General features: G+C 56.7%; 29 protein-coding genes. 22 read left to right on the top strand and 7 right to left on the bottom strand.

Annotated features, from left to right (window positions below; genetic code table 11):
- Positions 1 to 387 precede the first annotated feature (387 nt).
- From ACEN9A_RS11180 to ACEN9A_RS11160, 5 genes are all read right to left on the bottom strand, one after another.
- Entirely contained in the window at positions 388 to 1,137 is a 750-nt protein-coding gene (locus tag ACEN9A_RS11180; protein WP_413386732.1) for an SDR family NAD(P)-dependent oxidoreductase, read from the bottom strand.
- A gap of 87 nt (positions 1,138 to 1,224) precedes the next feature.
- Positions 1,225 to 2,121, bottom strand: a complete 897-nt coding sequence (locus tag ACEN9A_RS11175; RefSeq protein WP_413386734.1) for an aldo/keto reductase family oxidoreductase — start codon at positions 2,119 to 2,121, stop codon at positions 1,225 to 1,227.
- A gap of 35 nt (positions 2,122 to 2,156) precedes the next feature.
- Positions 2,157 to 3,086, bottom strand: coding sequence for an NADP-dependent oxidoreductase (locus tag ACEN9A_RS11170; RefSeq protein ID WP_413386736.1), 930 nt, complete (start codon positions 3,084 to 3,086; stop codon positions 2,157 to 2,159).
- Positions 3,083 to 4,294 carry an alpha/beta hydrolase gene (locus ACEN9A_RS11165; protein WP_413386738.1) on the bottom strand — a complete coding sequence of 404 codons (1,212 nt, stop codon included), beginning with the start codon at positions 4,292 to 4,294 and terminating at the stop codon, positions 3,083 to 3,085. The genes ACEN9A_RS11170 and ACEN9A_RS11165 overlap by 4 nt, the downstream gene beginning before the upstream one ends.
- 118 nt (positions 4,295 to 4,412) lie before the next feature.
- Positions 4,413 to 5,087: a TetR/AcrR family transcriptional regulator gene (locus ACEN9A_RS11160; RefSeq protein ID WP_413386740.1), complete on the bottom strand. Its 675-nt coding sequence runs from the start codon at positions 5,085 to 5,087 to the stop codon at positions 4,413 to 4,415.
- 458 nt (positions 5,088 to 5,545) lie between these two features.
- Here ACEN9A_RS11160 and ACEN9A_RS11155 point away from each other — a divergent pair, with 458 nt between their 5' ends.
- From ACEN9A_RS11155 to ACEN9A_RS11110, 10 genes are all read left to right on the top strand, one after another.
- Positions 5,546 to 6,301 (top strand): hypothetical protein, encoded by a 756-nt coding sequence (locus ACEN9A_RS11155; RefSeq protein ID WP_413386742.1) that lies wholly within the window; start codon positions 5,546 to 5,548, stop codon positions 6,299 to 6,301.
- 109 nt (positions 6,302 to 6,410) lie between these two features.
- A complete protein-coding gene (locus tag ACEN9A_RS11150) occupies positions 6,411 to 6,641 on the top strand; it encodes an AlpA family transcriptional regulator (RefSeq protein WP_413386744.1) in 231 nt (76 codons plus the stop codon).
- A gap of 4 nt (positions 6,642 to 6,645) precedes the next feature.
- Positions 6,646 to 7,488, top strand: a complete 843-nt coding sequence (locus tag ACEN9A_RS11145; RefSeq protein WP_413386746.1) for a ParA family protein — start codon at positions 6,646 to 6,648, stop codon at positions 7,486 to 7,488.
- A gap of 290 nt (positions 7,489 to 7,778) precedes the next feature.
- Positions 7,779 to 9,350: a ParB family protein gene (locus tag ACEN9A_RS11140; RefSeq protein ID WP_413386748.1), complete on the top strand. Its 1,572-nt coding sequence runs from the start codon at positions 7,779 to 7,781 to the stop codon at positions 9,348 to 9,350.
- On the top strand, positions 9,347 to 9,895 hold the full coding sequence (locus ACEN9A_RS11135; protein ID WP_413386750.1) for a DUF2857 domain-containing protein: 549 nt from the start codon (positions 9,347 to 9,349) through the stop codon (positions 9,893 to 9,895). Before ACEN9A_RS11140 ends, ACEN9A_RS11135 begins: the two co-directional genes overlap by 4 nt.
- Positions 9,892 to 11,082 (top strand): STY4528 family pathogenicity island replication protein, encoded by a 1,191-nt coding sequence (locus ACEN9A_RS11130; protein ID WP_413386752.1) that lies wholly within the window; start codon positions 9,892 to 9,894, stop codon positions 11,080 to 11,082. Before ACEN9A_RS11135 ends, ACEN9A_RS11130 begins: the two co-directional genes overlap by 4 nt.
- Positions 11,083 to 11,259: 177 nt before the next feature.
- Positions 11,260 to 12,015, top strand: a complete 756-nt coding sequence (locus tag ACEN9A_RS11125) for a PFL_4669 family integrating conjugative element protein (protein WP_413386754.1) — start codon at positions 11,260 to 11,262, stop codon at positions 12,013 to 12,015.
- The gene (locus ACEN9A_RS11120; protein ID WP_413386756.1) at positions 12,012 to 12,530 is read left to right on the top strand and encodes a DUF3158 family protein; all 519 of its coding nucleotides are present in this window, start codon (positions 12,012 to 12,014) and stop codon (positions 12,528 to 12,530) included. The genes ACEN9A_RS11125 and ACEN9A_RS11120 overlap by 4 nt, the downstream gene beginning before the upstream one ends.
- Positions 12,527 to 12,982, top strand: a complete 456-nt coding sequence (locus ACEN9A_RS11115; protein WP_413386758.1) for a single-stranded DNA-binding protein — start codon at positions 12,527 to 12,529, stop codon at positions 12,980 to 12,982. Before ACEN9A_RS11120 ends, ACEN9A_RS11115 begins: the two co-directional genes overlap by 4 nt.
- Positions 12,983 to 13,215: 233 nt before the next feature.
- Complete coding sequence (locus tag ACEN9A_RS11110; protein WP_413386760.1) at positions 13,216 to 15,183, top strand: DNA topoisomerase III; 1,968 nt, start codon at positions 13,216 to 13,218, stop codon at positions 15,181 to 15,183.
- Positions 15,184 to 15,220: 37 nt separating this feature from the next.
- Here ACEN9A_RS11110 and ACEN9A_RS11105 read toward each other — a convergent pair whose 3' ends face one another.
- Positions 15,221 to 15,574 (bottom strand): hypothetical protein, encoded by a 354-nt coding sequence (locus ACEN9A_RS11105; protein ID WP_413386762.1) that lies wholly within the window; start codon positions 15,572 to 15,574, stop codon positions 15,221 to 15,223.
- Positions 15,575 to 15,669: 95 nt separating this feature from the next.
- Between ACEN9A_RS11105 and ACEN9A_RS11100 the strand changes: the two genes are divergently transcribed.
- The 12 genes from ACEN9A_RS11100 to ACEN9A_RS11045 all read left to right on the top strand — a co-directional run bounded on the left by ACEN9A_RS11100 (position 15,670) and on the right by ACEN9A_RS11045 (position 25,113).
- The gene (locus ACEN9A_RS11100; RefSeq protein ID WP_230164614.1) at positions 15,670 to 16,011 is read left to right on the top strand and encodes a helix-turn-helix domain-containing protein; all 342 of its coding nucleotides are present in this window, start codon (positions 15,670 to 15,672) and stop codon (positions 16,009 to 16,011) included.
- An 864-nt stretch (positions 16,012 to 16,875) separates the two neighbouring features.
- The gene (locus ACEN9A_RS11095) at positions 16,876 to 17,433 is read left to right on the top strand and encodes an STY4534 family ICE replication protein (RefSeq protein WP_413386764.1); all 558 of its coding nucleotides are present in this window, start codon (positions 16,876 to 16,878) and stop codon (positions 17,431 to 17,433) included.
- Between the two features lie 71 nt (positions 17,434 to 17,504).
- Positions 17,505 to 17,762 (top strand): hypothetical protein, encoded by a 258-nt coding sequence (locus ACEN9A_RS11090; RefSeq protein WP_230164618.1) that lies wholly within the window; start codon positions 17,505 to 17,507, stop codon positions 17,760 to 17,762.
- 88 nt (positions 17,763 to 17,850) lie between these two features.
- Complete coding sequence (radC, locus tag ACEN9A_RS11085; RefSeq protein WP_413386766.1) at positions 17,851 to 18,345, top strand: RadC family protein; 495 nt, start codon at positions 17,851 to 17,853, stop codon at positions 18,343 to 18,345.
- Between the two features lie 53 nt (positions 18,346 to 18,398).
- Complete coding sequence (locus ACEN9A_RS11080; protein WP_413386768.1) at positions 18,399 to 19,148, top strand: DUF5983 family protein; 750 nt, start codon at positions 18,399 to 18,401, stop codon at positions 19,146 to 19,148.
- A gap of 100 nt (positions 19,149 to 19,248) precedes the next feature.
- Complete coding sequence (gene pilL2 / locus ACEN9A_RS11075) at positions 19,249 to 19,791, top strand: PFGI-1 class ICE element type IV pilus protein PilL2 (protein ID WP_413386770.1); 543 nt, start codon at positions 19,249 to 19,251, stop codon at positions 19,789 to 19,791.
- Positions 19,788 to 20,456 (top strand): chemotaxis protein, encoded by a 669-nt coding sequence (locus ACEN9A_RS11070; protein WP_413386772.1) that lies wholly within the window; start codon positions 19,788 to 19,790, stop codon positions 20,454 to 20,456. Before pilL2 ends, ACEN9A_RS11070 begins: the two co-directional genes overlap by 4 nt.
- Positions 20,457 to 20,465: 9 nt before the next feature.
- Positions 20,466 to 21,185: a TIGR03759 family integrating conjugative element protein gene (locus ACEN9A_RS11065; protein WP_413386774.1), complete on the top strand. Its 720-nt coding sequence runs from the start codon at positions 20,466 to 20,468 to the stop codon at positions 21,183 to 21,185.
- The gene (locus tag ACEN9A_RS11060) at positions 21,167 to 21,715 is read left to right on the top strand and encodes a lysozyme family protein (protein WP_413386776.1); all 549 of its coding nucleotides are present in this window, start codon (positions 21,167 to 21,169) and stop codon (positions 21,713 to 21,715) included. The genes ACEN9A_RS11065 and ACEN9A_RS11060 overlap by 19 nt, the downstream gene beginning before the upstream one ends.
- Positions 21,712 to 22,188: an integrating conjugative element protein gene (locus ACEN9A_RS11055; protein WP_413386778.1), complete on the top strand. Its 477-nt coding sequence runs from the start codon at positions 21,712 to 21,714 to the stop codon at positions 22,186 to 22,188. Before ACEN9A_RS11060 ends, ACEN9A_RS11055 begins: the two co-directional genes overlap by 4 nt.
- Before the next feature lie 2 nt (positions 22,189 to 22,190).
- Positions 22,191 to 24,296, top strand: a complete 2,106-nt coding sequence (traD, locus tag ACEN9A_RS11050; RefSeq protein WP_413386780.1) for a type IV conjugative transfer system coupling protein TraD — start codon at positions 22,191 to 22,193, stop codon at positions 24,294 to 24,296.
- 85 nt (positions 24,297 to 24,381) lie between these two features.
- Positions 24,382 to 25,113 (top strand): TIGR03747 family integrating conjugative element membrane protein, encoded by a 732-nt coding sequence (locus ACEN9A_RS11045; RefSeq protein WP_413386782.1) that lies wholly within the window; start codon positions 24,382 to 24,384, stop codon positions 25,111 to 25,113.
- 11 nt (positions 25,114 to 25,124) lie between these two features.
- Here ACEN9A_RS11045 and ACEN9A_RS11040 read toward each other — a convergent pair whose 3' ends face one another.
- Positions 25,125 to 26,237: a hypothetical protein gene (locus ACEN9A_RS11040; RefSeq protein ID WP_413386784.1), complete on the bottom strand. Its 1,113-nt coding sequence runs from the start codon at positions 26,235 to 26,237 to the stop codon at positions 25,125 to 25,127.
- Between the last annotated feature and the right edge of the window lie 119 nt (positions 26,238 to 26,356).

The following is a 26,356-nucleotide window of genomic DNA, read 5'->3' as shown; positions in this document are numbered from 1 at the left end:
TCTAGTGATCCCCGAAGCCGACGCCAGCTTCCATGGGATTCCAATCGCTTCAATACCGCGAGGATGTGCGCTGCAGCAGGCGTGCCGGAGGAGCCCTCAGAAGCAATGTTGATCTTCAGCGTTCTCCCCTCTCTTGCCCAGCAAGTCGCAAAATCCCTCGGTTGACGAGCAGCCCTGGTGTATTTGCTGAAAACCAATTCATACAGCATGCCACTGTAAATTATGTCGAACGATTGCATCGGTGGCGTCGATGACGAGTAGCGGGCGCTCTTCCACGCAAATGTCGTTTTCGCTTTAGTAGACCACTGCTTTCATGATGAATGCTCCTGGGTCAAAGTGATGATGGTAAGTCTTCAAAGGCCGCTCATGTCGATTGGCCCTGCGCTCTCAACGGCGAGTTAGGCCGCCATCGACGATCATCACCTGGCCGGTGATGAACGATGCGGCGTCCGACGCCAGATAGGCGACCATGTTGCCGATGTCTTCAGACGTCTGCTGCCGCTTGATGTTCTGCTTGTCGATGTGCATCGCGAACCATTCCTCGTTGAGATGCTGCTCTGTGGAGGGCGTACGAATGACGCTAGGCGCCACGCCGTTAACGGTCACGCCATACTCACCCAGATCGGTGGCCAGCGCGCTGATGAACCCGTTGACGGCGGCTTTGGAGGTCATGTACGTCACAAACTTGCCGAGCTGGCTTACCAGCGGCGCGGTCGAGGCCATGCAGATAATGCGCCCGGCGGGCGAGCGCTTGACGCCCTCGACGAACGCACGGGTGAACAGGAAGTTGCCGTGCACGTTGATCGAGAAAAGGCGCTGCCAGTACTCGAAGGACGTGTCTTCGATCGCGCCGTGGCTGGAGATGGCGGCGTTGTTCATGATGATGTCGACGGGTCCCAGCGCCTCGCGGACTTGTCCGGCGAAAGCATTGACCTGCGACTCGTCGGAAACGTCCACAGTTGCACCGAAGAACCGATGCCCCTCTGCTTCGACCAGCGCTTTGACCTCGTCAAACGAACTTCGCGTAGCCACGGCAATGTCCGCCCCCTCTTTGGCCAGAACATGGGCAATCCCTTTGCCGATACCCGCACCGCCTCCAGATACCACCGCAATCCTGCCTTCCAGTCGCTTACTCATGATTTCGGTATCCTTGATAAAAGTGGGCCCAGTGGTGGACATGGGCCCGGCTGGGCCATATTCGAGCGCATCAGCCGGGCCGAGGCTTCACTCGTTGGCTTGGCTTGCCTGTCCAGCGATCTGATCGAGCGTGGCAATCTCTTGCGCGGACAACGTCAGCTCCGCTGCCTTGAAGTTCTCGCGCAGATGCGCCACCGAAGACGTGCCGGCGATGACCAGAATGTTGGGCGAGCGTTGCAGCAGCCAGGCCAGCGCCACCTGGTTCTGCGAAGTACCGCGCGCCTTGGCGACTTCGCCAAGCAGCGAGGACTGCAGCGGCGAGAAGCCGCCCAGCGGGAAGAAGGGCACGTAGGCGATGCCTTGCGCCGCCAAAGCATCGATCAATGCGTCGTCGCCGCGATGAGCCAGGTTGTATTGGTTCTGCACGCAGACGATCTTCGCGATCCCCTGCGCCTCGCTGACCTGCGCAGCCGTGACGCTGCTCAGGCCGATGTGGCGCACTAGGCCCTGGCGCTGCAGTTCGACCAGCGCACCGAGCGGTTCGGCCAGCGAATCCTCATTGGCGCCTTGCGCACTGCCCAGCCGCAGATTGACTACATCCAACGCCTCCAGCCCTAGGCTGGACAGGTTCTCGCGTACCTGGCGCGCCAGGCCCTCCGGCGTGCGGTCGATGACCCACGAGCCGTCCTCACCGCGATCAAAGCCGATCTTGGTGACGATGGTCAGATCGCTCGGATAAGGTGCAAGCGCCTCGCGGATGAGTTCGTTGGAAACGTGCGGGCCATAGAACTCGGCGGTGTCTATGTGGTTTGTGCCCAGCGCGATCGCCTCGCGCAGCACCGCCAGAGCGGCGTCCTTGTCGCGCGGTGGGCCCCACACATGCGGGCCGGGAAGCTGCATGGAGCCGTAGCCAATGCGCTTGAGGGTCAGAGAGGTGCCGGGAAGTGTGAAGGTGCCGCCCAAAGAAGCCGTTGCAGTAGTCATGCTGAGTTTCCCTATGTGAAAGTTAGGTTGAGGAATCAGGACAGGGTGATGACGATCTTTCCGCGCGCCCGGCCGGACGTCAGGCGAGACCAGGCCTCGTCAAATTCCTCGATGGGCACGTTGCGATCGATGACGACCTCGATTCCCTGTTCGTGAATGGCCGCGACGACCTCATTGAGACGATCCGCGAAAGGTTTTGCATAGAACATGCTGGCCGACACGCCATAGGCCTTGGCGGCGGCTTCATCCAGCGGTGTTCCAGCTGCAGTGGAGACCAGGCGACCGCCCTTGCGCAGCACTTCGTAAGAACGCCCCTGTGTCTCGCCACCGACCAGGTCGAGCACCACATCCACGTCCGAGACGAAGGTCGCGAAGTTCTGCGCCTTGTAGTCGATGACCTCATCCGCACCCAGACGACGCACCAGCTCCAGGCCATCACCGGATGCGGTGGCAATCACCCGTGCGCCGGCCTTGTGCGCGAACTGCACTGCAAAGCTGCCGACGCCGCCTGCCCCGCCGTGAATCAGCACGGTTTCTCCAGCCTGCAACTTGGCGACCGAGAACAGTGCGTGCCACGCCGTGCTCCCCGCCGTCGGGATCGCCGCGCCTTCAGCGGCCGACAAGCTCGACGGCAAGGCTACGCAGGCCGAGGCCGGTACGACCGCGAATTCGGCCAGGCCGCCGCTGGTGCCAGCATCGGCCCAGGCGATCACGGCATCCCCGGGCTTCCATTGCGTCACCGCAGAACCGACGCGCTCCACGATGCCGGCGAAGTCGGTGGATACCGTGATCGGCAGCGTGATGCTGAAGAAGTTCGCGGCGATGCCCGACACCACCAGGGCATCGAGCGGATTGAGGGCTGTGGCCTGCACGCGCACGAGAACTTCGTCGTCTGCGACCTCGGGGTTCGGGGCGTCCTCGACTGTGGGCGTTTCGTTGTAGGCGTGAATACGGACTGCTTTCATGGGTGGATCTCCGGTGATGAATGATGAAGCGTCGACCGCGGCTCAACGCGGCTGGTAAGGGAAGCACCGCGATCGCCAAGCACCGTCGTGATGACCGAAACCTGCCAATCGAAATACGGATTGAACGTCAGCCGTGCGTGGATCTTTCCTTGCTCTTGGTAGCCCCAGTCGGAGTACCAGACGGGCGCACCTTGCTCACACGCCTGCATGTCCAGCGCGGACTGGCCGTTCCAGCAGAACCGCTGCGCGGCCTGCTCGCCATACACCGCATTGTCGGGCGAGAACAGCAGCCCCATGTGCGAGAATTGGCTGATGTGTTGCTCCGGAAGCCGGTCTTCACGGACGATCACACGCTTGAAATCCTTGAGGCCGGCGGGCGGTGTGCCGTACCAGACCAGGCGGCTTGACGGGTGCGTGAAGCGCGTCTGGAAGACGTCGAGCAGGTAGTCCGTATCGAGCACGGAATCGTGCTGCGCCACTGCCATGAAAACGGGCTTGTCATACGGGCGTTCGTGCAGCAACCGTCTGGCCATCCTGCTACTTCGGTAGTACTGCGCGAAACCATTGGTGGGCGTGTTGAGATAGCGCACCGTGTTCTGCGTGGGCATGCGCCCATCAGGCTCGAACAGCCAGGGGCGGAATCTGGCGACCAAGGGTGTCAGCCAATCCCACGAACTGTTCGAGCGAAAGCCGGGCGAGAACAGCACCAGGCCAGCGATCTCCGTGGACGAATAGGCATAGTCGAGCGCCAGATTGGCTCCCGTGGAAAAGCCGCCCAGGTAGACCTGTCCGACGTCGCGCCGCAGGGTCGCGGCCTGTTCGTGAACGACCTGACGCCACTGATCGAGCGTCACGTCCAGAAGATCGTCAGGGCGCGTACCGTGGCCTGGCAACAGTACGGTGCGAACCAGGAAACCCTGTGCGGCCAGGGCTTGGCCGACGTCATGGAACGACCAAGGCGAATCGCCCAGACCGTGCACCAGCAGAATACCCTTGTCTGGCGGCGCGCCGGCCAGGCGCCATTCATGCGGCGCGTTCCAGGTGAGCTCGAAGTCTGTGATCTCGTGCTGGAATGCACGCCGCTCGCGCAACAGCTCGATGGTGTCGTCGCGGTAGGCCGTAAAGACGACTGGCTTGATGTCCAGCACATCGGTGCCCAGCGTAGTGCAGGCACTCAACATGCCCCCTACGGTGATGAGAAGCGCCATCACAGGAGCAAGACGACTAACGAGAAGAGGCTTCCGATCAAACACGAGAACTCCCATCCAGCCGTTGAACGCACCCGAACCCAAGCAGGTAGAACAGTGCTGGATGCGTGCCGATCAATCAGGGTGTCTCGCCACAGGGTGAGCCAGTGGAAGCACCACGCAGAAACGTCCTGACGGCACGACTGACGATCACTTCAATGGCAGACTCCGGCAACGGCGTTTGCACCAGGCCAACGATGGCGCGCAGCTTGATGTCGCTGGTGACCATGCTGAAGAACTGCTCCGCCAAGGCTTGCGCCGGCACATCGTCGGAAAGCCTGGCATGTGGCTTTCGCTGCTGCGATTCGATCCAGCTCGCCAGCAACCCCAGCGATTTGAGATAGCTGCTTTGCAGCATCATCTGAGCGACCTTGGGAAAGCGCCCGCCTTCGGTGGTCAACATCCGGTGCACGGCCAACGTGCGCGGAGACAGCGCAATCTTGACCAGTTCCGTCCCAAAAGAAGGAAGCACCCGCTCCGGGTCCAGCTCTTCGATATGCAGCCGCTCGAGCGGCTCTGCCATCTGAGTACACACCTTCAGCATGGCCGCCTCGAACAACCCTTCCTTGCCACCAAAATGCTTATAGACGTTGCTCCTTGATCCACCCACCAAGGAGATAAGATCGTCAACGGCGACAGCTTCGAACCCACGCTTCAGGAACAGCTCTGCAGCGGCAGAAGTCAGATCGTCGATGCGCTGGGCGCCCTTGGCGGTTCGATGCTTGCGAGGGGTGGCGGTCAAACTAGCGGTCACTGGGTCACCTTCAATTTGTATTTCGCATCTTCATTATGTACAGTACTGTACCATATCTTTTTAGCCCGCGAACACCTACTCCTGGACCATTTTTTCTCACGGCAAGCGAGCCAATGCTCCGCCGAAGCCTGAGTAGACAATGTGGAGCTCCGCCCTCTTCCTTGAGGTCCGAAGTCGCAAAACCAACTCTGCCCGAGCACCGCAGCGAGTCTTTGGACCGAAAGGAGTATCAGCGGTTAAGTTCAAGACGCACTCCTTAACTGACTTGGTCGCACGTATAGCCACATTGTCACGTATATTGAGCGTTAGGATGCACTCTAAGCGCCAACAACGCAGTTAGAGCACAAGTATCCTTGCTAAGTAAGATACAGGACAGCAACCGCACGGAAGTCTAGGTCATCGTAGTAGATCTACTGTCAACACCTAGCGGTGTCTGCTCTTCGATGGAGATTGCCTCTATGGACGGACCTAGTAGCTTTAACTCCAATGCAAAGCTTTTTTATAGACCTATCGAAGCGGCCATACGTTGGTGCGGCTTGGTGAACTTCGAAACCCGCATTCTTGAAGTGGCATGGGCGCGGCCTGAAACTCTCACCACTGCATTTCCACAATGGCCATGCTTACATCAGAACTTAGAGAAAATTCTGGATGCCATCCGAAATCAAGAGCTGCGCTACGGTACTCTAGGCATCACCGTCCCACCTGGCACGGAAGTTGATTGCAAACTTTTGACTATCCGACATTCTGACTTAAAGTCGTGGATACTTCACTACTTTCCAGATCAGCGACCACCGTTTCTCTTTCATCCAGTTGGAGATTACCCAGGGGCCATCCGCTACGATACCTACCTAGTCTTACAAGCGGACAGAGATGCTCTACAGGTACAGTTAAAAGCAACCGAAACCAGACTCCAGAATCTGTTGGAGGAATTGACCGTTGCTGGACTGGAGCGAGAAAGCCTTCGCGCACTGGCCGTTAATAAAAATGAAGTGAGCGAACAGAGTAGGGCCAGCTTCCTCAACATCATTGGAGCCCTAGTCAATACCATGCTTGATTCATCCGAAGGAGGTAGACGTCATTCGATATTCGATAGTCAAGCATCCATTGTCGACTCTATAACGGCGCACTATGGCGAGGTTCCAGGATTGAGTAAGCGCTCATTGGATGAGAAATTCGCAGCCGGTCGACGTAGTCTGAAGCAAGCTAAGCGGTAAGGGTTGCATTGCAATCACAGCTATTGCATTGCAATGACTAACCTACCTTTTTGGTGTTGAATCCAGGTCACTTCCCACAAAGCGCCATTCGACGCCAGGAGTGACCAGTATGTCCATTCCATCATCACCCCACGCTGAAGCACCTCAGCCGCAGATTGAACGCCATATCATGCGCCGCGACGAGGTAGAGCGGAAAACCGGCTTCAAGCGAGCGCACATATACAACCTTATGAAGAACGGTGATTTCCCTCAGGCAAAGCACATTGGGCTGCGCGCCGTAGGTTGGGACTCACTGGAAATTGAGCAATGGATAGCCGAACGCTTGGCACAACAGGGCTAATACCATGCGCGTAGTATCGGTGGTTTCCACGAAGGGTGGAGTGGGCAAAACCACAGTGGCTGCCAATTTAGGTGGTCTTCTGGCCGATGCGGGACAGCGTGTACTACTGCTGGACCTGGACAGCCAGCCCACCCTCTCCAGCTACTACGTGTTGGACCATGTGGCTCCGTCGGGCGTGTACGAACTACTCGCACTTAACCTGACAGATCCTGCACAGATCATTTCCTCGACCGCGATCAACGGACTCGAACTGATAGTCTCCAACGATGATCAAGGCCGACTGAGCACGTTGCTGTTGCACGCCCCTGACGGACGCCTCCGGCTGCGTAACCTGCTTGATGCTTTCCGCCCCAGTTATGACCTGCTTTTGATCGACACTCAAGGAGCGCGGAGCGTGTTGCTAGAGATAGCCATATTGGCGTCTGACCTTGCTCTTTCCCCTATTACTCCTGAAATGCTGGCCGCCCGCGAGCTACGCCGTGGAACATTAAAGTTGCTCAACGAGCTTGAACCATTTCGCCATTTGGGCATCGCTCCACCGCCCCTTAGGCTTTTGCTGAATCAAGTCGACGACATCAAATCGGACACTCGCATGATCATTCGTAGCCTGCGTGAAACGTTCATCGAGACTTCAGCCGTCCAGGTCCTGCAGACCGTAATCCCTGATCGGGTGGCCTACCTGAATGCTGCCTCTCTGAGTCTTCCTGTACACCGCGTCGAGACTCGGCGCCCTGCAGGCCGGCGATCTGCGTCGGCCTTGGAAACCATACAAGCCTTGGCCATAGAGCTATTTCCTGAGTGGCGCCAAGCCATCTACTCAGTGAGTGGCCCGCTGGTGCGCTCATGACACTCCTCACATCGTCATCGTTGTTGCATCAGCCTTGATCTCAATCGCTAGGTAAGGAGTTTTGTAATGCTGAATCACTGCCAGATCATCGTTCAACCGCTCGAACTATCGGAGCCGCCTCCTAGCAATGAGTACTGCACCGTGGTCTTTCGCCTACAAGGAGGCCTCTCGGCTATGGGATGGTTCCTCGCAGAACTCTCCAAACATTTTGAAGGATCGGGTACGGCCGAGGTCGTTGAGTTTGAGATAGGTAACCACTTACGCGGTCGGCATTAACTGAGGTTTTTCCGATGAAGAAACCCAGCCAAGAGGAGATCACCGAAAAGCTGCAACAGGGCCACTTCCCACAAGGGCCGAATCTGAAGCAACCGTCAGATCCGAGCACCGATACCCCCATGTTGGTGACGTTAGAACAACTACGGCCCTACGACCTCAACCCACGATTCATTCGTAATCCGCTGTACGACGATATCAAGGCCTCAATCCGCGAACGCGGGCTAGATCAGCCTCCGCCGATCACCCGCCGCCCGGGAGAACCGACCTTCATCATCCGCAACGGCGGCAACACACGCCTGGCGGTTCTCGGAGAACTGTGGCAAGAGACTCACGACGAACGATTCTTTCGTATCCACTGCCTGTTTCGACCTTGGACCAATGAAGCCACGGCCCTACTTGGTCATTTGGCAGAAAGCGATTTGCACGGTCAACTCACCTTCATCGAACGCGCCCTCGCCGTTGCAAAACTCAAGGCCATGTTTGAACAGGATGAGAGTGCACTCTCGCAGCGCGAACTGGCAAAACGACTCGCTTCCGGGGGCTATCCGATTTCGCAATCGCATATCAGCCGGATGCTCGACACCTTGGAATATTTGCTGCCTGCTATCCCTCAAACACTGTATACCGGATTGGGTAAGTCGCATATTGAACGCCTGATCGGCCTGCGTAGCCAGGCAGAAAAAACCTGGAATCGCTATCCGGCCAATAGCCTTGAGTTCACCGAGCTTTGGTTGGACACCTTAGCCTCTTTTGATGCCGAACCCGAGTCCTTCAACCTTGAGCAGATCCAGGACGAACTACTCGAGCGAATGAGCCAATTGCTCGGCCAGTCTTACCGCATGCTCGCTTTAGAGCTAAGCACCACGCAACGCCCTCTGCCGATACCTAGCGCTGCCGTGACGACGCAAGCAACGGATATGCCTCCATCAGGTGAAGATGGAGTTACACAATCCCCTCTGCGCCCTGAGCTTGAACCCTCGGACCATAAGACCGGAGCTGCGCCGAAGCCTTCGCCGCAGCCTGAAACCAACATCACACCAGAGCTTAGCCCTCCATCGCGAGTTCAACAGATTCGTGACCAAATCAATCGCGAAACGCCCGCCGAAACCGTAAGAGAAGTCGATACTCGTGCGAGCCACGATATCTGGAGCATCGCCCCAGCGCTCGATACTCCCGAGCAACTGCGTTCAGCCATCGCTGCGCTGGCGAGGGAGATGACAGCCTATGCCGGGCGGCCCGAGATCATCATCACTCAGCAGGATGGCTTGGGCTTCATTCTCGACATGGAGCAGATCGATCTGACGACACCGCGTGCGACCGGTGTTCATCTACTGCTTCTGGCCCTGTTGCGTGCTCAAGATGAGGTGGACTGGGAGGACCGCAAACTGTTGCCCTCAGCCCTGTTTGGGCAACTGTTGCTGGGGGTGTATCAGTTGCCCCTGACAGATCAACCAACCATGGATGTGGGGTTGGAACGCCTGCCGGACCATTTACTGATCAAGCTGTATCGCCTGATCCGCTTGGCCCGGCGCCTGATCGAATTAACGCTTACCGCTGAAGACGACTCACCGGAGGAGCTGCCATGAGCTTGTCGTTCAATGTACTCAATCAAGCCATGTTGACTCAAGTCCTGCATGAGCTGCGGTTGGGTAATCTGCAGCGCTGCAAAGCGTTAGGGCTGGGTGAGGATGACATCTACTTGTTGCAGTCCCTACCGCCGACCACCCTGGCGCGTCTGGCGCACGCGAGCGTACCTTGGGTCGAGGTCAAGATCGACTCGCCGGTGCTACACAGGTTAATTGAGCAAGCCGATCGCGATGAACAGAATGAGCGCTTGATCAACCGAGCTCTGAAGCTCGGCGCCAGCAGCACCATCATGTATCAGAACTTCGGTTTGGCCCATTCGGAAACCGCGATGCGTCGACGTCTGCTCAAGATAGAAACCCGCAAGGGACGACCGCAGAATTTGAGCGAAGCGCAAGAGCACGCACTGTGGCAACGCTGGTGTCAGCTACGAGCACAAGACCCTACTGAAGATCAGCTCGACGCCATGATGATGTTGGCTGAGGAACAACAGATCAGCTTGACCATCGTCTGGCAGCAGATCGAGCACTACAGCAAGAACACATGAACACCCACCCGCTCAGCCGTTGGCAACGCGTTCTGCAGCAATGCGCGCAGCAATTGAGCGAACGTTGGCCCACGCGCCTTACCATCGAGAAACCTTCCAACCAAGCTCTTCAGGATGGATTTCTATTCAGTGGCCAATCACACGAAGTCGTACCGCGTCGTTTGCTGCTGGATAACCGTTTGACACCGTTGGAGCGCAATGCCTGGCAGGTCTTTCGATTCATGCTGCAAGGCCAGGGCCTGGTCACACCGCGCTATGAGGATCTGCAACCGTATCTGTCGAGTATCCCCTATGGGACCTCAGCCTCACGTGAAACCATCGCTCGCGTATTGACGATGCTCAGGCTCACTCGTTGGCTCAGCTTGGTGAGTCGCGGGCGTGACCACGTTAGTGGACGTCTGCAAGGCTCTTTGTATGTTCTGCACGATGAACCGTTAACACCCGCCGAAGCCATGGAACTGGATCAGGATTATCTGGATCTGGTTGGACATTGCCTTGATCATGCCACCAAGGCGGTGCGTATCGTCGCTCAGCACCTTCTGGATGAAATCAGCTTGGATACCAGTATCGACTTGAGCCATCTCCCCACCCGCCTCGACACTTGGGGTGATCGGTGGGTAGATCAGAATCCTGACTCGCAAACAGAAGGTTCGATGCACGATTCCGAACAAAGCGGCGCCCACCCCGTTCGGAATCATGCAGCCCCTCGTTCGGATTCCGAACCGGTTGTGGAGGCCAATGTTCCCGGCGACGTTCGGAATCCGAACGCCGCTTGTACAGTAGTAAAAGAAAGTATTTGTACAGTACCGCGCGCGAGCCCGGCGGTGGATAACGTGCTCTGGCCCACTGGGCTGACCCTAAGCCCGAACGAGCGTCAAGCCATCACCGTGGCGCTCAACAAACTCAAGCTGCCAGAAAGGCAGGCGGTGCTCAACGAAGCCGGGGCACGTTGTGCCGCGGGCGGCATCCGCAAACCTGCGGCCTATCTGATGGGCCTGATTCAGCGTGCGGTAAAAGGCGACTTTCATCCGTGGGCGGGTCAGGCAGAAACGACGCCCGTTACAGCGCATCCTCAATCAGCGCCAGCGCGGACCACTCGAAAAAAGGGTGAACCCGCCTCCGCCCTCGCTCTAGCGTGTCTGAATGAACTGCGTCAACTGCGCGGAAAGCGTCCTGGACGTCAGTAGATTTGATGCCAGTGGCATCAAATCCAGGGAGTTCCAGAGAGCAATCCCTGTAGCGCCGTAGGCATCAGGTGAATCATCTCCAGAAGCTCAAACCGAACAGACAGCATTCAGGTTTTTCGCTGCCCTCAAAGCTCATTCGTCACAAGGTGCTCGCCAAGCTTATGCGAGGACTCCATCGTGGCCGATCACTACCAGCTCAACCTGGGCTCATTGCGCAGCAGCATTACGTTAACGCTGCACACCCATCACGCCGCTCGCATCTGGCAAGGCCGGACTGCACGCGAAGGTGTTCACTCGATTATGGGCATGGCCGGATATATCAGCGTCACCAACCTGATCAAGCAAACCGCGGCACAGGACGACCCGTATGCCGACTGGGCCATGGTGCAACTCGAAGAAAAACTGTTGCAGGCCAAGGCTGGGATGCTGGAACTGACCCAACAGCTTGATCGGATCAGACAAGACCTGCCGACCCAAATCGACATGGGCGACAACCTCAACATCCACCCCGTCACCTTGCCGTTGTACATCGGCAGCCAGTTGGGCTTTCTGGCGGTCTACCTGTTGACCGACTACGACACGCTGGTGCGCCATACCCTATTGGCCCATCACACCGCTCTGATCGGCCGCATGGACATGGAAACCTGGATCGATGACGGCGCCCATCTACTGCGCAGCCTATTCGGCTTGGCGCAGCGTTACCGGCATGCCGGTGTTACGCGCGATGACATGGCAGCGAACAACGCTCGCGCCCTGGCGGCCATCGACAAACTGGGGTTGCCCCCCATGGACATCCTCGAGGGTCATCGTCGCTCCCAATTTGCGCCACCGATCATTCGCCGAGGTGCTGAGCCTAAGGATGTCGCTGAGACTCCGGCGGAGGAGCCCAGTGGACCATCAACGACCGTGGATGAGCCTGAGGGCGACGCATGACTCTCAAGCACCCTGCTCAACCGATAGCCTTCGCAGGGCTGACATCAGATGCCTATCGACAGCTCGAACACGCTGCCTCCCTAAAAGGCCTTTTAAAACCATTTAAGGGTAAGGGGGAGTTGGAGTACCTGGCGCAAGTTGCGAGGGAAATCGAGGCGCAACTATGTCGTTTGATGGAAACCCTGGTGCAGCAGGCAGAACGCCCTCCTTACTCGCTGCTGGATTTTCGCCTGGTGTTGCAGAACACCAGCGCCGGCAGCACCTTCCTGCGCTGGCGCACTCGTGATTTCTCCCGTATGGGCGTTGCGGTCTGGGAACAGCAACTCAGCAATAGAGCCTTACCGCAGACTGCGCGCGAGGGCTTGCACCGATTCGAATGCGACCGCATTGCTCTGAACCTGCAGATGAGCGTGGTGCATTCGATACTGCGCCAGGCCACCACCTGCGCGATCAAAATGGCCAGTGCCGACGAGCGACTGCGCCAGTTCACTACAGCAGTGGAGGTATCACAATGAGTACTTTTTTTGTCGGTGAAGGCAATATCGGCAGTGCGCCAGAATTCCAGGAGTTTGCCTCAGGCAATGACGAGCCACGGCGTCTGCTGCGACTGAATGTGTACTTTGACAATCCCGTACCGCGCGATGGCAGCTATGAAGATCGGGGCGGTTATTGGGCACCGGTTGAGCTCTGGCACCGCGAAGCCGAGCATTGGAGCATGCTGTACCAGAAAGGCATGCGCGTGCTGGTCGAGGGGCGCACGGTCAAGGATGAGTGGGAGGACAGCGACGACAATGCGCGGGTGACCTTCAAAATCGAGGCCCGTCGGGTCGGTATCCTGCCTCACCGTGTACAAAATGTGGTCATGCGCGAGCGTTCCAGTGAACAGTCGGTGACTGGAAAAAACGGAGGACAAGGTACAGAGACAGCCAGTCCACCAGCATCGAAGCCCAAGAAGCGTCGAGGGTAGCAACCTACGGATTGATGGGGCTGGCATTAAAAATGCGCTTTTACGCGGGTCTGCTGTACTACGTGTACTCCCTACTCGTGAATATGCGCGTCATGCCCAGACGGCGGAGGGGGCAGCAACCTCTCCCCAAGACTGTTCCAATGACTAATATGAGAAGCCTGCAATTCGGGTTTCTCATACCCCGCATTAGCTGATTCAACAACTCTGCTTCGGACCTCATCTGGAGCAGTCCTATGCGCTTATTCCTTTGCGAGAAACCCTCTCAAGGTCGAGACATCGCCAAAGTACTCGGAGCCACCCGTCGCGGCGAAGGCTGCCTGCTCGGTATCGAAACAGCCGTCACCTGGTGCATCGGCCACCTTCTCGAAGCAGCCCCACCTGAAGCCTATGGCGAACAATACAAACGCTGGTCGCTGGAGCATTTGCCGATCATTCCCTTGCAGTGGAAAGTCGAGGTCAAGCCCAAAACTGCTACCCAATTCAAAGTCATCAAGCGCCTGCTAAAAGAAGCTTCCACCGTAGTGATCGCGACCGATGCTGATCGCGAAGGCGAGATGATCGCTCGCGAACTGCTGGAGCTCTGCAAGTATCGAGGCCCTATTCAAAGGCTCTGGTTATCCGCTCTCAATGAGACCTCCATCCGCAAGGCATTGTCCTCGCTGAAACCCGACCACGAGACCTTCCCCCTCTACCATTCAGCCCTTGCCCGCAGCCGCGCCGACTGGTTGATCGGCATGAACCTCAGTCGCTTGTTTACCCTCCTCGGCCGGCAAGCGGGCTACGATGGTGTGCTGTCGGTTGGACGGGTCCAGACACCGACATTACGTCTGGTGGTTGATCGGGATCGCGCAATTGCCAGCTTCATCCCCGTGCCCTACTGGCAGGTGGAGGTACAGCTATCGTCGAGAGAGCAGCAGTTCCTTGCGTCGTGGTTACCACCAAGCTCGGGGCGGGATGAGGCAGGTCGTTGCCTGCAACAGGTGCTTGCCGCTCAGGCAGTCCAGGCGATGAAAGCCGGCAAAGTTGCCACGGTGCTCTCGCTGCAGACTGAGCAGCTTCGCGAAGCGCCACCCCTGCCCTTTGACTTGAGTACGCTGCAGGAAGTCTGCTCGCGCAAGCTGGGGCTCGGCGTCCAAGAGGTGCTGAATATCGCCCAAGCCCTGTATGAAACACACAAGGCCACCACCTATCCACGCAGTGATTGCCGCTATCTGCCAGAGAATATGTTCGACGAGGTGCCCGCGGTGCTTGATGCTCTGCTCAAAACAGATCCCGCATTGCAACCCACCCTAGAAAAACTCAATCGATCATTGCATTCACGGGCATGGGACGATGCCAAAGTCACTGCGCATCACGGCATCATCCCCACCACCGCCCCCACGAGTCTTGCGCGAATGTCCGAACCGGAGCGCAACGTCTACGAATTGATTCGCAGCCATTACCTCGCGCAATTTCTTCCCCACCATGAGTTTGATCGCACCGAAGTCGAATTGGCGTGCGGCGAACAGCGATTGACCGCAGTGGGTAAGCAGATCCTGGTACAGGGTTGGAAGGGCCTGCTCTACGATACCGCAGAGGACGAAGATCTCTCTCAAAAGTCCCAAATCCTACCGGTTCTGCAACAGGGCACACAGTGCCCCGTGAACGACGTGGAACTCAAGACGATGCGTACCACGGCACCCAAACCAATCACCGAGGGCGGCCTGATCAAGGCCATGAAAAACGTGGCCAAACTGGTCCGCGATCCACGGTTGAAACAGAAACTTCGAGACACCACCGGTATCGGTACCGAAGCCACGCGGGCTAGCATCATCAAGGGCCTGATCGACCGTGGTTATTTGCTGAAGAAGAAACGCGCCTTGATGGCTTCGGCCGCGGCTCATACGCTGATCGAGGCGGTGCCTCCAGCGGTCGCAGATCCAGGGATGACGGCGATTTGGGAGCAGGCCCTGGACGAAATCGAAGCCGGACGCCTGCCTCTTGAGGCGTTCGTCGCCAAGCAAGCGAACTGGATTGCGCAGTTGGTCGAGCACTGTGGAACGCTTAGATTGTCAGTGCCTGCGGAAACCGGGCCTGTCTGTCCTGTGTGCAACGACACGATGCGCAAGCGTAAGGGGAAGTCCGGCCCGTTCTGGTCATGCGCCCGATACCCTGACTGCAAGGGCACCTTGCCCATCAAACACAAGGCTCAGCGCATCTGATATTGGTCCGTCGTATGATTCTGGGATCGATGCATAGTCAGTGCATCAGCAACGGCCGCTGGTCCTGCTCTAACTCGTTCAAGGGCTGTCCGATTTCACGGGCCAAGGCAATACCTGCGGAGATCCATATCTGCCCCAGCTCGTTGAACGCTTTCAGGTGAACAGGGCACTCATTGAGCCAGTGAACAAGACTGTCGAAGGGTTCGGGGTTGCCCGGGGAATCATGGATTTCGATGACCAGTTCCAGTGCTCGATCCCAGATAGGGTCCATGACGTCCTCGCTCTCATCTTCCATGCTCAACCAGTCCTCGTCTTCATTCACACTGACCACTACGCCTCTGGAGCCCAAAGAACCAGAATCTACGTCGCGGTAAATGTCGATTTCAGTCAAAATAACAACCCATGTAGTCGATATTCAACTTTTAAGGATGTTCATGTCAACGAGTCTTTGCTCAACCATTCGGGTTGAACTGGAGAACTCATCACTTGGCACATAAGCATCCAACCCAAACCCAAATCGGGCGCATGATCGCGAAGCATCGGACCGAGCGCCATCTGACCCAGGAAGAGGTCGCTGAACGCTTGGGGATTGGCAGCGAGGCGATATCACGCCTGGAGCGCGGGGTGGTGGAGCTGTCCGTCGCCAAGCTGATGCAATTGGCGGATATCTTCGACTGCCGAGTAGATGAATTGCTGACGGAGTCCAGCAGTCGCCCCAACGACCAGAGCCAGATGATCATGGGCCTGCTGAGCGGACTGAAAGAACATGATCGCGCCTTTATCCTGGCCACCGTCGAACAGTTGGCCGCTCATCTCGGAAGTAAATGAGCACTGGCCTCTGGCTTGACGCTGTGATGCTCCATCTGCTGTAGTCATTCGGGTTCATCGCCGATGGCGACCCAAGACCGATTAGCTCCGGGCAGCTCGGTCGGACTCAATGAGTTCGGAGCCTTCTTCTCAGTGGATCATTTTCCGCCCTCATGCGTTGCTGATCGTGGCAGCGGATGACCACTGCTGCCACACAGCGACAGCAGTGGTCATCCGCTTCGGCGGTCGTATTCAAATTCCGGAGCCCGCCGGCGAAACACTGGGCACCCTTTGTGCGCGGATGCGTGCCAGTACGTTCCGATCCAGGCCACGACAAGGGTCGGTTGGCGAATCGTTACGCAGTGAAGCAAGCTTTGCGAGGAGCTTTTCGACTGCATGAGATCGTTAAAGGTGGCTTTTCTCTTCCTCGCCTGGCGCTCGCGTCAGGCCCACTCTTCACTTTCTTCATTCCAGTGATTGCCACTGTATTCCAGATGTAAAAAATCGGATTGCAGCGTCTTGACGCTCCCCTTTGACAGGCTTATAGAAAGGGTGTGGTCCGCTGTCGTCGACAGCCCAGCCCAGGTAGCCAGAACCTTCAAGGCTACGCCACGTTTGTGGTGGTTTACCCAAGTGCGATCAGCGTTCGGAAGCTCGCACGATCACTGCTTCGGCGGCGATGAATGCCCACTACCCCCGCCTGCGGACTTCGCCGCAGACATCCTCATGCTGTATCGCTATTCACCCAGATGCATCGCGCTGCTCATCATCGGTTTACCGATGATGGTCGGTCATCGCGGCACTCACCTTACCCACCCTGACGGGGGCTCACTTTTCCGTCAGGGATCGTGCGTCTTCGTTCTTCCTTGAAACAGGAGAACCACCATGGCCCACGCCAACCAACCTCAAGAAGTGACCAGTTACTTCAACCTGCACACCGCCGGTATTGGCTATCTCAACCGGGTGCGTGAAGTACAGGTTCGCCGCGGCCAGCCGTTCATGGCCTGCGATATTGCAGCCCTGCACGGTGCGACCGATGCGGTGGAATACACACGCTTCGATTGCAAGGTCGCTGGAGGCGAAGCTGAACGTTTGATTCGCCTCTACATGGACGCTGTCAATGCCGAGAAAAAGGTGTTGCTGTCGTTTCGAATCGGCGACCTGTGGATTGATCCCTTCCTCTATGAGAAAGGCGCCAAACAAGGCCAACCAGGCGCCAGTCTGAAAGGCCGGTTGTTGTTCATCGACTGGATCAAGGTCAACGGCATGCTTGAGTACAAAGCGCCCGCCAGGCAGGAAGTCACAGCACCTGCTGAGCAAGCGCCTACCAATGAGTCCGCTCCAACATCGGATGATGCCGAAGCTGAAGAGAACGAAACCGAAGTTAAACCTTCGTCACGCACGGCTCGCCGTGGCTCTACTCAAACCGCTCAGTCCGCCTGAATGGTTCGTAACGCCCTCACCAAGGCGCTCCTTTGAGCGCCTTTTTCTTAACCAACATCGGAGTCCCTCTCATGGAGTCCTTCTGGCTTTGCGACGAATGCTTGTTCGCTGTCGCTTATGAGGACTACAGCGCGCTTTCGCTCTACTACACGGCGGATCAAATCGCTCAACGTATCGCCGCTCTCCAAGCTGGATTGGCTCGACTAATGCCCATCAGCGCCGACTTCGATCCCGAGACCGGCTGGGGAATCAGAACCTTTTCCTCATTGCCCTGCGATGGCTGCGGCTCTCCTCTATACGGTCAACGTCACCAGTTCACCAGGTTGTAAACAACCTACAACCGCAACTTCACACCCACCAGGGGATATCACTCCCTTTGGGTGTGTGCCCCTGATGATCCAATTCGGAGGCACCACCATGAACAATCAACTCACCCTGATTGAAATTACTGAGCTTGAGACTGATCGGCTCGCACATGAAAACCGCGTGATCGATGAAGCGCTGCATATTCTGGATCGCCGGTTGTTCACCCGCGGACCCGATCTGACCTCGCCCGACGTCGTGGCTTCGTTCCTGAAACTGCAGCTAGTTCAACAGGAGCACGAAGTCTTCGGCGTGATTTTTCTTGATGCCAAGCACCGAGTGCTGGCGTTCGAAGTTCTCTTTCACGGCAGCATTGATGGGGCCAGCGTATACCCCCGTCAGGTCGTTAAGCGCTCCATTGCCCATAACGCCGCAGGCGCCATTTTTGTTCACAACCACCCTTCTGGTTGCACCGAACCCAGCCAAGCAGATCGCATTCTGACCGTTCGATTGAAGGAGGCATTGGCGCTGATCGAAGTGCGTGTATTGGACCACTTCATCGTGGGCGAAGGTCGTCCGCTGTCCTTTGCCGAATACGGCTGGCTTTAACCCTTACAGGCACCTTCGGGTGCCTTGTTCATTGTTAGCCTGGAGACCCTCTTATGAACCCTATCCATCAAGTCTCAGCCCTGCGGGTAGATTCAAATCCTTTTATGCGTGGCTACCACAGCCTGGATATCGAGCGGCTGCTGCAAATCACCTATGACAACGACTGCCCGCCCTGCTTTCGCCCCTTGCATCACTCACAGGCCTATCTGTCCGATGATGAACTGCAACTGTTCCCTTGCATATTCAATGACGATTTCGCCTTGATCAGCGAAGGCCAATCCATTCCAGATGAACTGGATGAGCGTTGCCAATCCATGGGGCTGGTCCGCCAAGTCATCTACGCGGTGATTGGTGAAAGGCTCAACCAGAGGCACCATGTCGGTGACCTGTATTCTCTGGAAGAAGCTCAAGCCGTGATTCAACACTTGAGCTTCGAAACGGGACACTACAGTCGAGCCTGGGAGATCAGTACTGCCCATCTTCCCGCAGAGGCGATGTCTTATCTGCAGGAACGGGTGTCCCGCGAACCCAGGCTAACGGGGCTGCTTTTCGAGCTGTTCACATTGCCAGACTGCGACGGCATCGGGTGCAAGCTGATCGGCACACCCTGGACCGATGAGCACCTGTTGAAAATCGACAGCTGTTCTTACTTGTCCCTCAGACAAGAACAACTCGATGCCGGTACGCCAGAAGCCTTGGTCAAGGTGTTGTACCTGGCGGCGTTGGCGGATGTGCGAATGTTGATCTTCGACCCCTGGGCATCCGTCTTACCCGGACTCGAGGTTTTCAACGAACAACCATGAACGTGCCGAATAATACGTTGCTCCCGAAATCGCCTTTCTCACTGAGTCATCCTTTCCCTCATGTCAGGTTCTGCACTGAATCTGACATGAGGATCTTTCCATGACCCGTTTTTTCACGCCGATTTGTCTGCTGGGAGCACTGAGCGCGTGTACTGCGCAAGTCCCCAATACATCGCCACCCAAACCATCGACCGAGAGTGAGATGAGTCGGGACCCATCCACAATGGGTACGGGTGATGACAGTCATCAGCCAGAGCTTCGCTATGGCCGCTATACGTTGGTCAGAACCGCACCCACCACGCAGCAACGGGACCTTCTCACCCAGATCATCGACGTGAATATTCCGTCAAACCTAAGTCCATCGGTGCAGGATGCGCTGCACTATGTGCTGCTGCGCTCGGGTTATGCGCTCTGTCCTGATACCGCGTCAATGAAAGTGCTCTTCCGCCGTCCATTGCCGGCGGCTCACTACCGACTTGGTCCGATCCCCTTGCGCGGCGCACTTCAAGTGCTGGCCGGTCCGGCCTGGCAACTCACGGTCGACGATATCAACCGCTCAGTCTGCTTCGAACCGCAAAAAGCCGACACCCGCGCCACGCCAGTCGCCTCTACTTCGTCCCGCCAGCCGGAGGCGCGCCCATGAAAGCTTCAACGTTTCAAACCCTGATCGTTGGGGGGCTGTGCCTGGCGGTCGCCGGACTGAGTGGCGGTTTATATAACCAGACTCAGCGCATGGTGGAGTTGCAGAACAGCAGCGCCCAACACCAACAGACTCTAGATGCCCTGCAAACTGACTCGAACGCCCTCAAGGACACGCAGGAAAAACTGCATCACACAGTGAAAGACCTGAGGCAGATGGTAGATACTGGCGAGCAACAAGCCAGTGTGCTCGACCCGATGCTGGATCAGTGGGCACAAGAAATTCAGGAACTGCGCGACGGTCTGGCAGCCCGTGCCACCGAGGCTGACGTAACTACATTGCGGGCACGTCTGGAGCAGGTCGAGCAGAAGCTTCTAGATCTCAACTCCAAGCCGTCACCACCACCGCCACCCTCCGCTGCTAAGCCGAAAAAGACCGCTCTCCCCAAGCTAATCCCACTCTCGCCCCCATTTTCGGTGTTGGGTGTTGAGTCTCGCGGTGGCGAACGTTTCCTCGCGATCACTCCGCATGACAGTCGCACTCTCGCGGATGTTCGACTGCTGCATAGCGGCGAGCAGTCCAGCACCTGGCGCTTGAAAGAACTGGAACCCACCTCGGCCATTTTTGCAGTGACCGAGCACCCAGACCAGACCGTGCAGCTTCCTTGAGCAATCATCATGAACAGAGCGCTGCTGCCGACCTGCTTCTGTCTCGCGTCAATGATTGCCATTGACTCTGCGCAGGCAGAAACCAATGTAATCCATTTACAGAACAGTGTTACCCAGTCAACTCCATTAGAACGCTCCCGATCGGCACAAGCTACGACCTGGGGATTGTCAGACCAGGAGTGGTCACGCTTCGAGCAAATCCAAGCCGGTCCGCGCGGCTTCTGGAGTCCCAATCTCGATCCATTGACGGCACTCGGGGTGGAAGCCGAGTCCGACCAGGAACGCCAACGTTATGCCGAATTGCAGGTCACGCTGGAGGCCAAGCGCGCCGAACGCGAACTGGCCTACCAGAACGCTTATACCGAGGCCTGGGCCAAGTTGTTTCCCGGGTTGTTGCCTGTCCAGGGCATGGCGTCCGCCTCTCCTGCCAGCTCTCCGGTAGCACCCCGTCCATCCTTATTCGTGGAGGAAAACTGCCAGTCCTGTATCGCCGAAGCACAGCGTTTGCAAAACCGCGACGCCGCGTTCGATATCTACCTGGTGGGCAGCCAAGGCGAGGATGAACGCATTCGCACCTGGGCGCGGCAAGCAGGCATTGACCCGTCTCGAGTACAACGCCGACAGATCACTCTGAATCATGACCGTGGCCACTGGTTCAGTTTGGGTGCGCCAGGCCCATTACCTGCCACGTTCCAACAGGTCAATGGGCAATGGCAGCGTCTCAATTGAACAGTCTTGTACTGATACTCATGGCGCTGACGGTTCAGGCTAACGAACTGCCACCACCGGCCTACCAACTGGCAGCGCAAGGTGCCGACATTCCTTCCGCTGTGCTGTTCGCCATCACCTTGCAGGAGAGTGGTATCCGCGTTCGTGGCCGTCTGTTGCCCTGGCCCTGGACGCTGAATATAGCCGGAACGCCCTACCGCTTCGCCGCACGCCCTGCGGCATGTCACGCGTTGCTTCAGGCACTCACCCACCATGATGCCAGGCGGGTCGATGTTGGACTCGGGCAAACCAACATGGGTTATCACGGGCAGCGTTTTTCCAGCCCCTGCGAAGCCCTCGACCCTTACCGAAATCTAGCCGTGACCGCTGCGCTACTACGTGAGCATCACGCCGCCACCGGTGATTGGGTATTAGCTGCGGGACGCTATCACCGGCCGGCAGGTGGCGCGCCGGCCGCCCGCTATCGCGCCGTTTTTTCCCAGCAACTCAAACGGCTGCTGATTTCCTTCGATCAGGTCATATCTCCATGAAACGAATTACCCTTACCTGCTATTCGATCTTGTTCCTGGCACCTCTCGTTCACGCAGAACTGGCCGTTGTAGAGAACTTTGCCCAGTTGAATGACGGAGTCCCATCTCATCGGGCCATTCATGCAGACCTGTCCATACCGCTGGATGAAACGTGGCTACTGCCGGTCAGAAGTTCTCAACTGAGCCCAGGCCAAGTAGCGTCTCGACGGCTGGAGATGCCCGGTTTGAAGCCGTTCTTTCTGGTGGGTGACGATCCGCAGTCGCTGGATTGGCTACGCCAACGTGCTGCTGAGTTACAAGCGATGGGGGCAGTTGGCCTGGCCGTCGAAGTCGCCGATATCGACGGCCTGTCCCGGATCCGAGCAGCAGCTCCTGGTCTCAACATTCTGCCCGTCAATGGCAACGATATCGCCATTCGCTTGCAGATCGAGCACTACCCCTTCTTGGTCACCGCCACCTCGCTGGAACAATGACCATGGCCGAGCATGCAATGGAATCCAAGCTCCGACCGGCGGTGGAGCTGTACACCGTAGCGATCTGCATCGCGGCCGCGATGTTGTGCGTGTACTCGCCTTGGGCCGTGGCCCTGTCGCCTGAGATCGGTCGGATCACGGCGCTGGCTTACACGCTGTTCGGGCTCGTGCGATTTCGCCAAGCCTGGGACGTGCTGCGCTATCGTCGCAACATCCGTCGGCTACCTCGCTATGAACTGACCAGTCGACAGATTCCTATCAGCCGCAAGCGTCTGTTCATGGGCCGCGGTTTTCGCTGGACTCGCTTGCACACACAACGTCTGGTCGAGGCTCAAGATCCGGCCGTCGCCCGTTATGTCGATCCACCTACCCGCTACCGCCTGGCACGAGGGCTCGAGCGGCGTTTGGAACATGCTCCATTTCCGCTCTCGGTCCTGGGGCGCGTTACGGCCTGGAACAGTGCTTTCAATCCTGTGCGCCCTTTGCCGCCGGTAGGCGGGTCACCGCTGCTGCATGGCGTCGAGCCGGACGAGATGGAGGTCAGCTTGCCCTTGGGTGAACGGGTTGGCCATACCCTGGTATTGGGCACCACCCGTGTCGGAAAAACCCGACTGGCTGAGGTGTACATCACCCAGGATATCCACCGTGTCGAACATGAGGTGGTCATTGTCTTCGACCCCAAAGGCGATGCCGACCTGCTCAAGCGTATGTACGTCGAAGCACGACGAGCCGGTCGTGAGAAAGAGTTCTATGTCTTTCATCTGGGTTGGCCGGAGATCTCGGCCCGTTACAACGCTGTAGGACGTTTCGGGCGCATCTCGGAGGTCGCGTCGCGCATCGCCGGGCAGCTTAGCGGAGAAGGTAACTCCGCAGCCTTCCGCGAATTCGCCTGGCGCTTCGTCAACATCATTGCCCGCGCCCTGATCGAACTGGGCCGGCGACCGGACTACCTGCAGATCCAACGGCATGTGGTCAACATCGACGCGCTGTTCGTTGAATATGCCCAGCAGTTCTTCGCTAAAACCGACTCGAAAGCGTGGGAGGTCATCGTTCAGATCGAAGGCAAGCTCAACGAGAAGAACACCCCCCGACATATGGTGGGACGCGAGAAACGCGTGGTGGCCATCGAGCAATACCTGGCGGCGAAACGGGTGTTCGATCCAGTGCTGGATGGATTGCGCTCTGCCGTGCGTTATGACCGGACCTATTTCGACAAAATCGTCGCTTCGCTGCTGCCTCTTCTGGAGAAACTCACCACCGGTAAAACCGCTCAGTTACTGGCCCCCAACTACACCGATCTGGATGATCCGCGACCGATCTTCGACTGGATGCAGATCATCAGAAAACGCGGCATCGTTTACGTTGGGCTGGACGCACTGACTGATGCTGAGGTTGCCGCTGCAGTAGGCAATTCCATGTTCGCCGACCTGGTCTCGGTCGCCGGGCAAATCTACAAGCACGGCATTGATCAGGGCCTTCCCTCGGAGACCAGCAGCACAAAAAAATTGCCCATCAATCTGCACGCCGATGAGTTCAACGAGTTGATGGGTGATGAGTTCATTCCGCTGATCAACAAGGGCGGCGGTGCCAGCATCCAGGTTACAGCTTATACCCAAACCCTGAGTGATATCGAGGCGCGGATTGGCAACCGAGCCAAGGCCGGCCAGGTCATTGGTAATTTCAATACCCTACAGATGCTTCGCGTCCGTGAGACGGCTACCGCTGAGCTGCTCACCCAACAGTTGCCAAAGGTCAATGTGCTGACCAAGACCCTTGTCTCGGGTGCCACCGACACTTCCGATCCAGAGGCCAATACGGACTTCACCTCGTCCTCGCAGGATCGCGTCAACAGCACCAGCGTGCCATTGATCGAGCCTGCTCACATCGTCAGCCTGCCCAAAGGGCAGATGTTCTCCTTTCAGGCAGGTGGACAGCTGTGGAAGGTGCGTATGCCATTGCCTAAACCCTCCAACGACGATGCCATGCCCAAGGACCTGCAGGAGCTCACTCAGCGGATGCGGGCGACCTACAACCAGCAAGCGGGCGAATGGTGGAGTACGAATGGTGGTGGCCCAACCGTTGACTTCAATATAGATCAGGTGGGGTAAGGCGCCCCTGGTTCCGGTTCCGACTCTAAGAAACAATCAGAAAGCGTCAGGACTGCATCGCGCAATGATATGCAATGGAGTGAAGATGGCAGCCTCCACACAGAACACGCCGCCACAGCCCATCCAGCGTCCAGGTCTGATCATATCGGCGATCAGGCTCGTCCTACGAGTTATCGGAGTGCTGCTCGCTTCGTTGTTGTTTTCAGTGCTGATAGAGTTCGCGGGTCTGCTGCTGTTCTGGGGGGATCAAGGCTGGCGGCATAGTCAAGCCATGTTGACCAGCGAGCTAGACTGGCTGAGCGAGCATTTCAAATCCTCACTCATCATCCAGCAGCCCGGGCAGACGATCATCCAATGGTTGGACTTTCTCAATCAGTGGTTGCTGGTCAAAACTGGCTTTGCGGATTTTGCTCTGCAGGCACGCGTATCGAGCCAGGGCAAAGGCTACTGGAGTTGGCTCAATCAACTCTACGTAGGCATTGAAGATTTTGTGTTGGCGGCGATGTATGTCGCCTTCACTTTCATGGTGCGCCTAACAATCCTAGTGCTGGCCACACCGCTGTTTTTGCTGGCCATGGTCACTGGCTTTGTGGACGGATTGATGCGCCGGGACCTGCGCAAGTTCGGTGCTGGTCGAGAAAGTAGCTTTGTATATCACCGTGCTAAACGAGCCGTACCCCCATTACTTGTCGTCCCTTGGATCATTTATCTGTCCCTTCCTTTTTCAATCAACCCGCTTATTATCTTTGCACCGTGCGCCGCAATGCTTGGACTGTTAACAGCTATCACTGCGGCGACGTTCAAGAAATATATTTGAGTACTGTCTTGCTACATCTCCTGACCCAGATGTTCACCATTCGCATTCTTAGAATTTTCAATCGCAGCTCTGCAGCCGCTGGCAATTGTATCCACAAAATCCTTCAACCTAGGCTGGATCCAGTCTGCACGTTGTTCCTGCTCAGAAAATGGTTTTGAGAACATAAAATCCACCATATTTTTTACCTGTTGCTCTGCATGTGGAGTTCCAAACTCCACTCCCCTGCTTTCAAAGTAAGAGTGTCGGTATTGAAGCACCTCATTCAGATCACGATCGAATGTCTGCCCTACTAAAACGTAACCAGCCTTATCTTGGTACTGCCTAGAGCCATCGCATATTTGCAACATGTCAATATCCCCTAGGCCTGACAACGCACCTTTCCTATTGAACTCGTTGAGATCAGCTAAAGCGTCAGACAGCGCACCGCTACCAATCGGGCGGGCGTCGAAATTATGTTGAGAGTCTCGAATGATAGAGCGTTCAATTCGACTCGCCAAAACAAACTTGACGTACCAAGGACTAAAATATTTTAACGGCAGATCATCTGGTATCTCGCGATACGCAATACCTATTGGAATTTTCACACCGAAAGGCGCTTTGAGATCGGTTCTCCAATCCCGCTCGTCAATTTCCCGAAAGTATTTTGTCAGATACAGATCGTCGGCATGTATTGCAGCAAGCCTACCCACCAGTTCTTCCATCGAATTAAACCCGACCCACGACATTCGCAGACCTGTACTCGAAAAAAACACTTGAAGCTCTTCGAGCGCCCCCAGCACTTCTTCAGTGGTGATACCACCTCGACGCCCCATATGTTCATAGAGAGCAGCTGGCGTAACGGCAAGGTATGTTTCACGGTCGCTCCAGCTTGTTACAAATCTAGTGAAAGTGATATATGACAGAGCCTGTAGATCACGATTAACATCAGTTAACCTGTGCTTGAAAGACTGAATAATACTATTATCCAGCACCAAATACATCGGACCTTCAAGCTCGTAACTAATCGCATATTTCCTTGCAAAGGCCGCCGCCGACCTAAAAAATTGCAGTATTTTTTCGTCCGTGCGCCCACCGAGACTATTAACTACCTCAGCCACAACCTTCCCTTTAATTTCGTCCAACATTCCCTTAGCTCCATAACGACTACTGAAAATAAAAAACCGATCCCGCCCAACTCGAATTATGTACTGACGCGCTCTACTCCCTAGTTGATCTTAATGCCAGATCAACGCTGAGAGCACTA

This window comes from Pseudomonas sp. Pseusp18, from assembly GCF_059506005.1.
The sequence above is the reverse complement of the archived record's forward strand: the minus strand, read 5'-3'. Positions and strand labels throughout refer to the sequence as shown.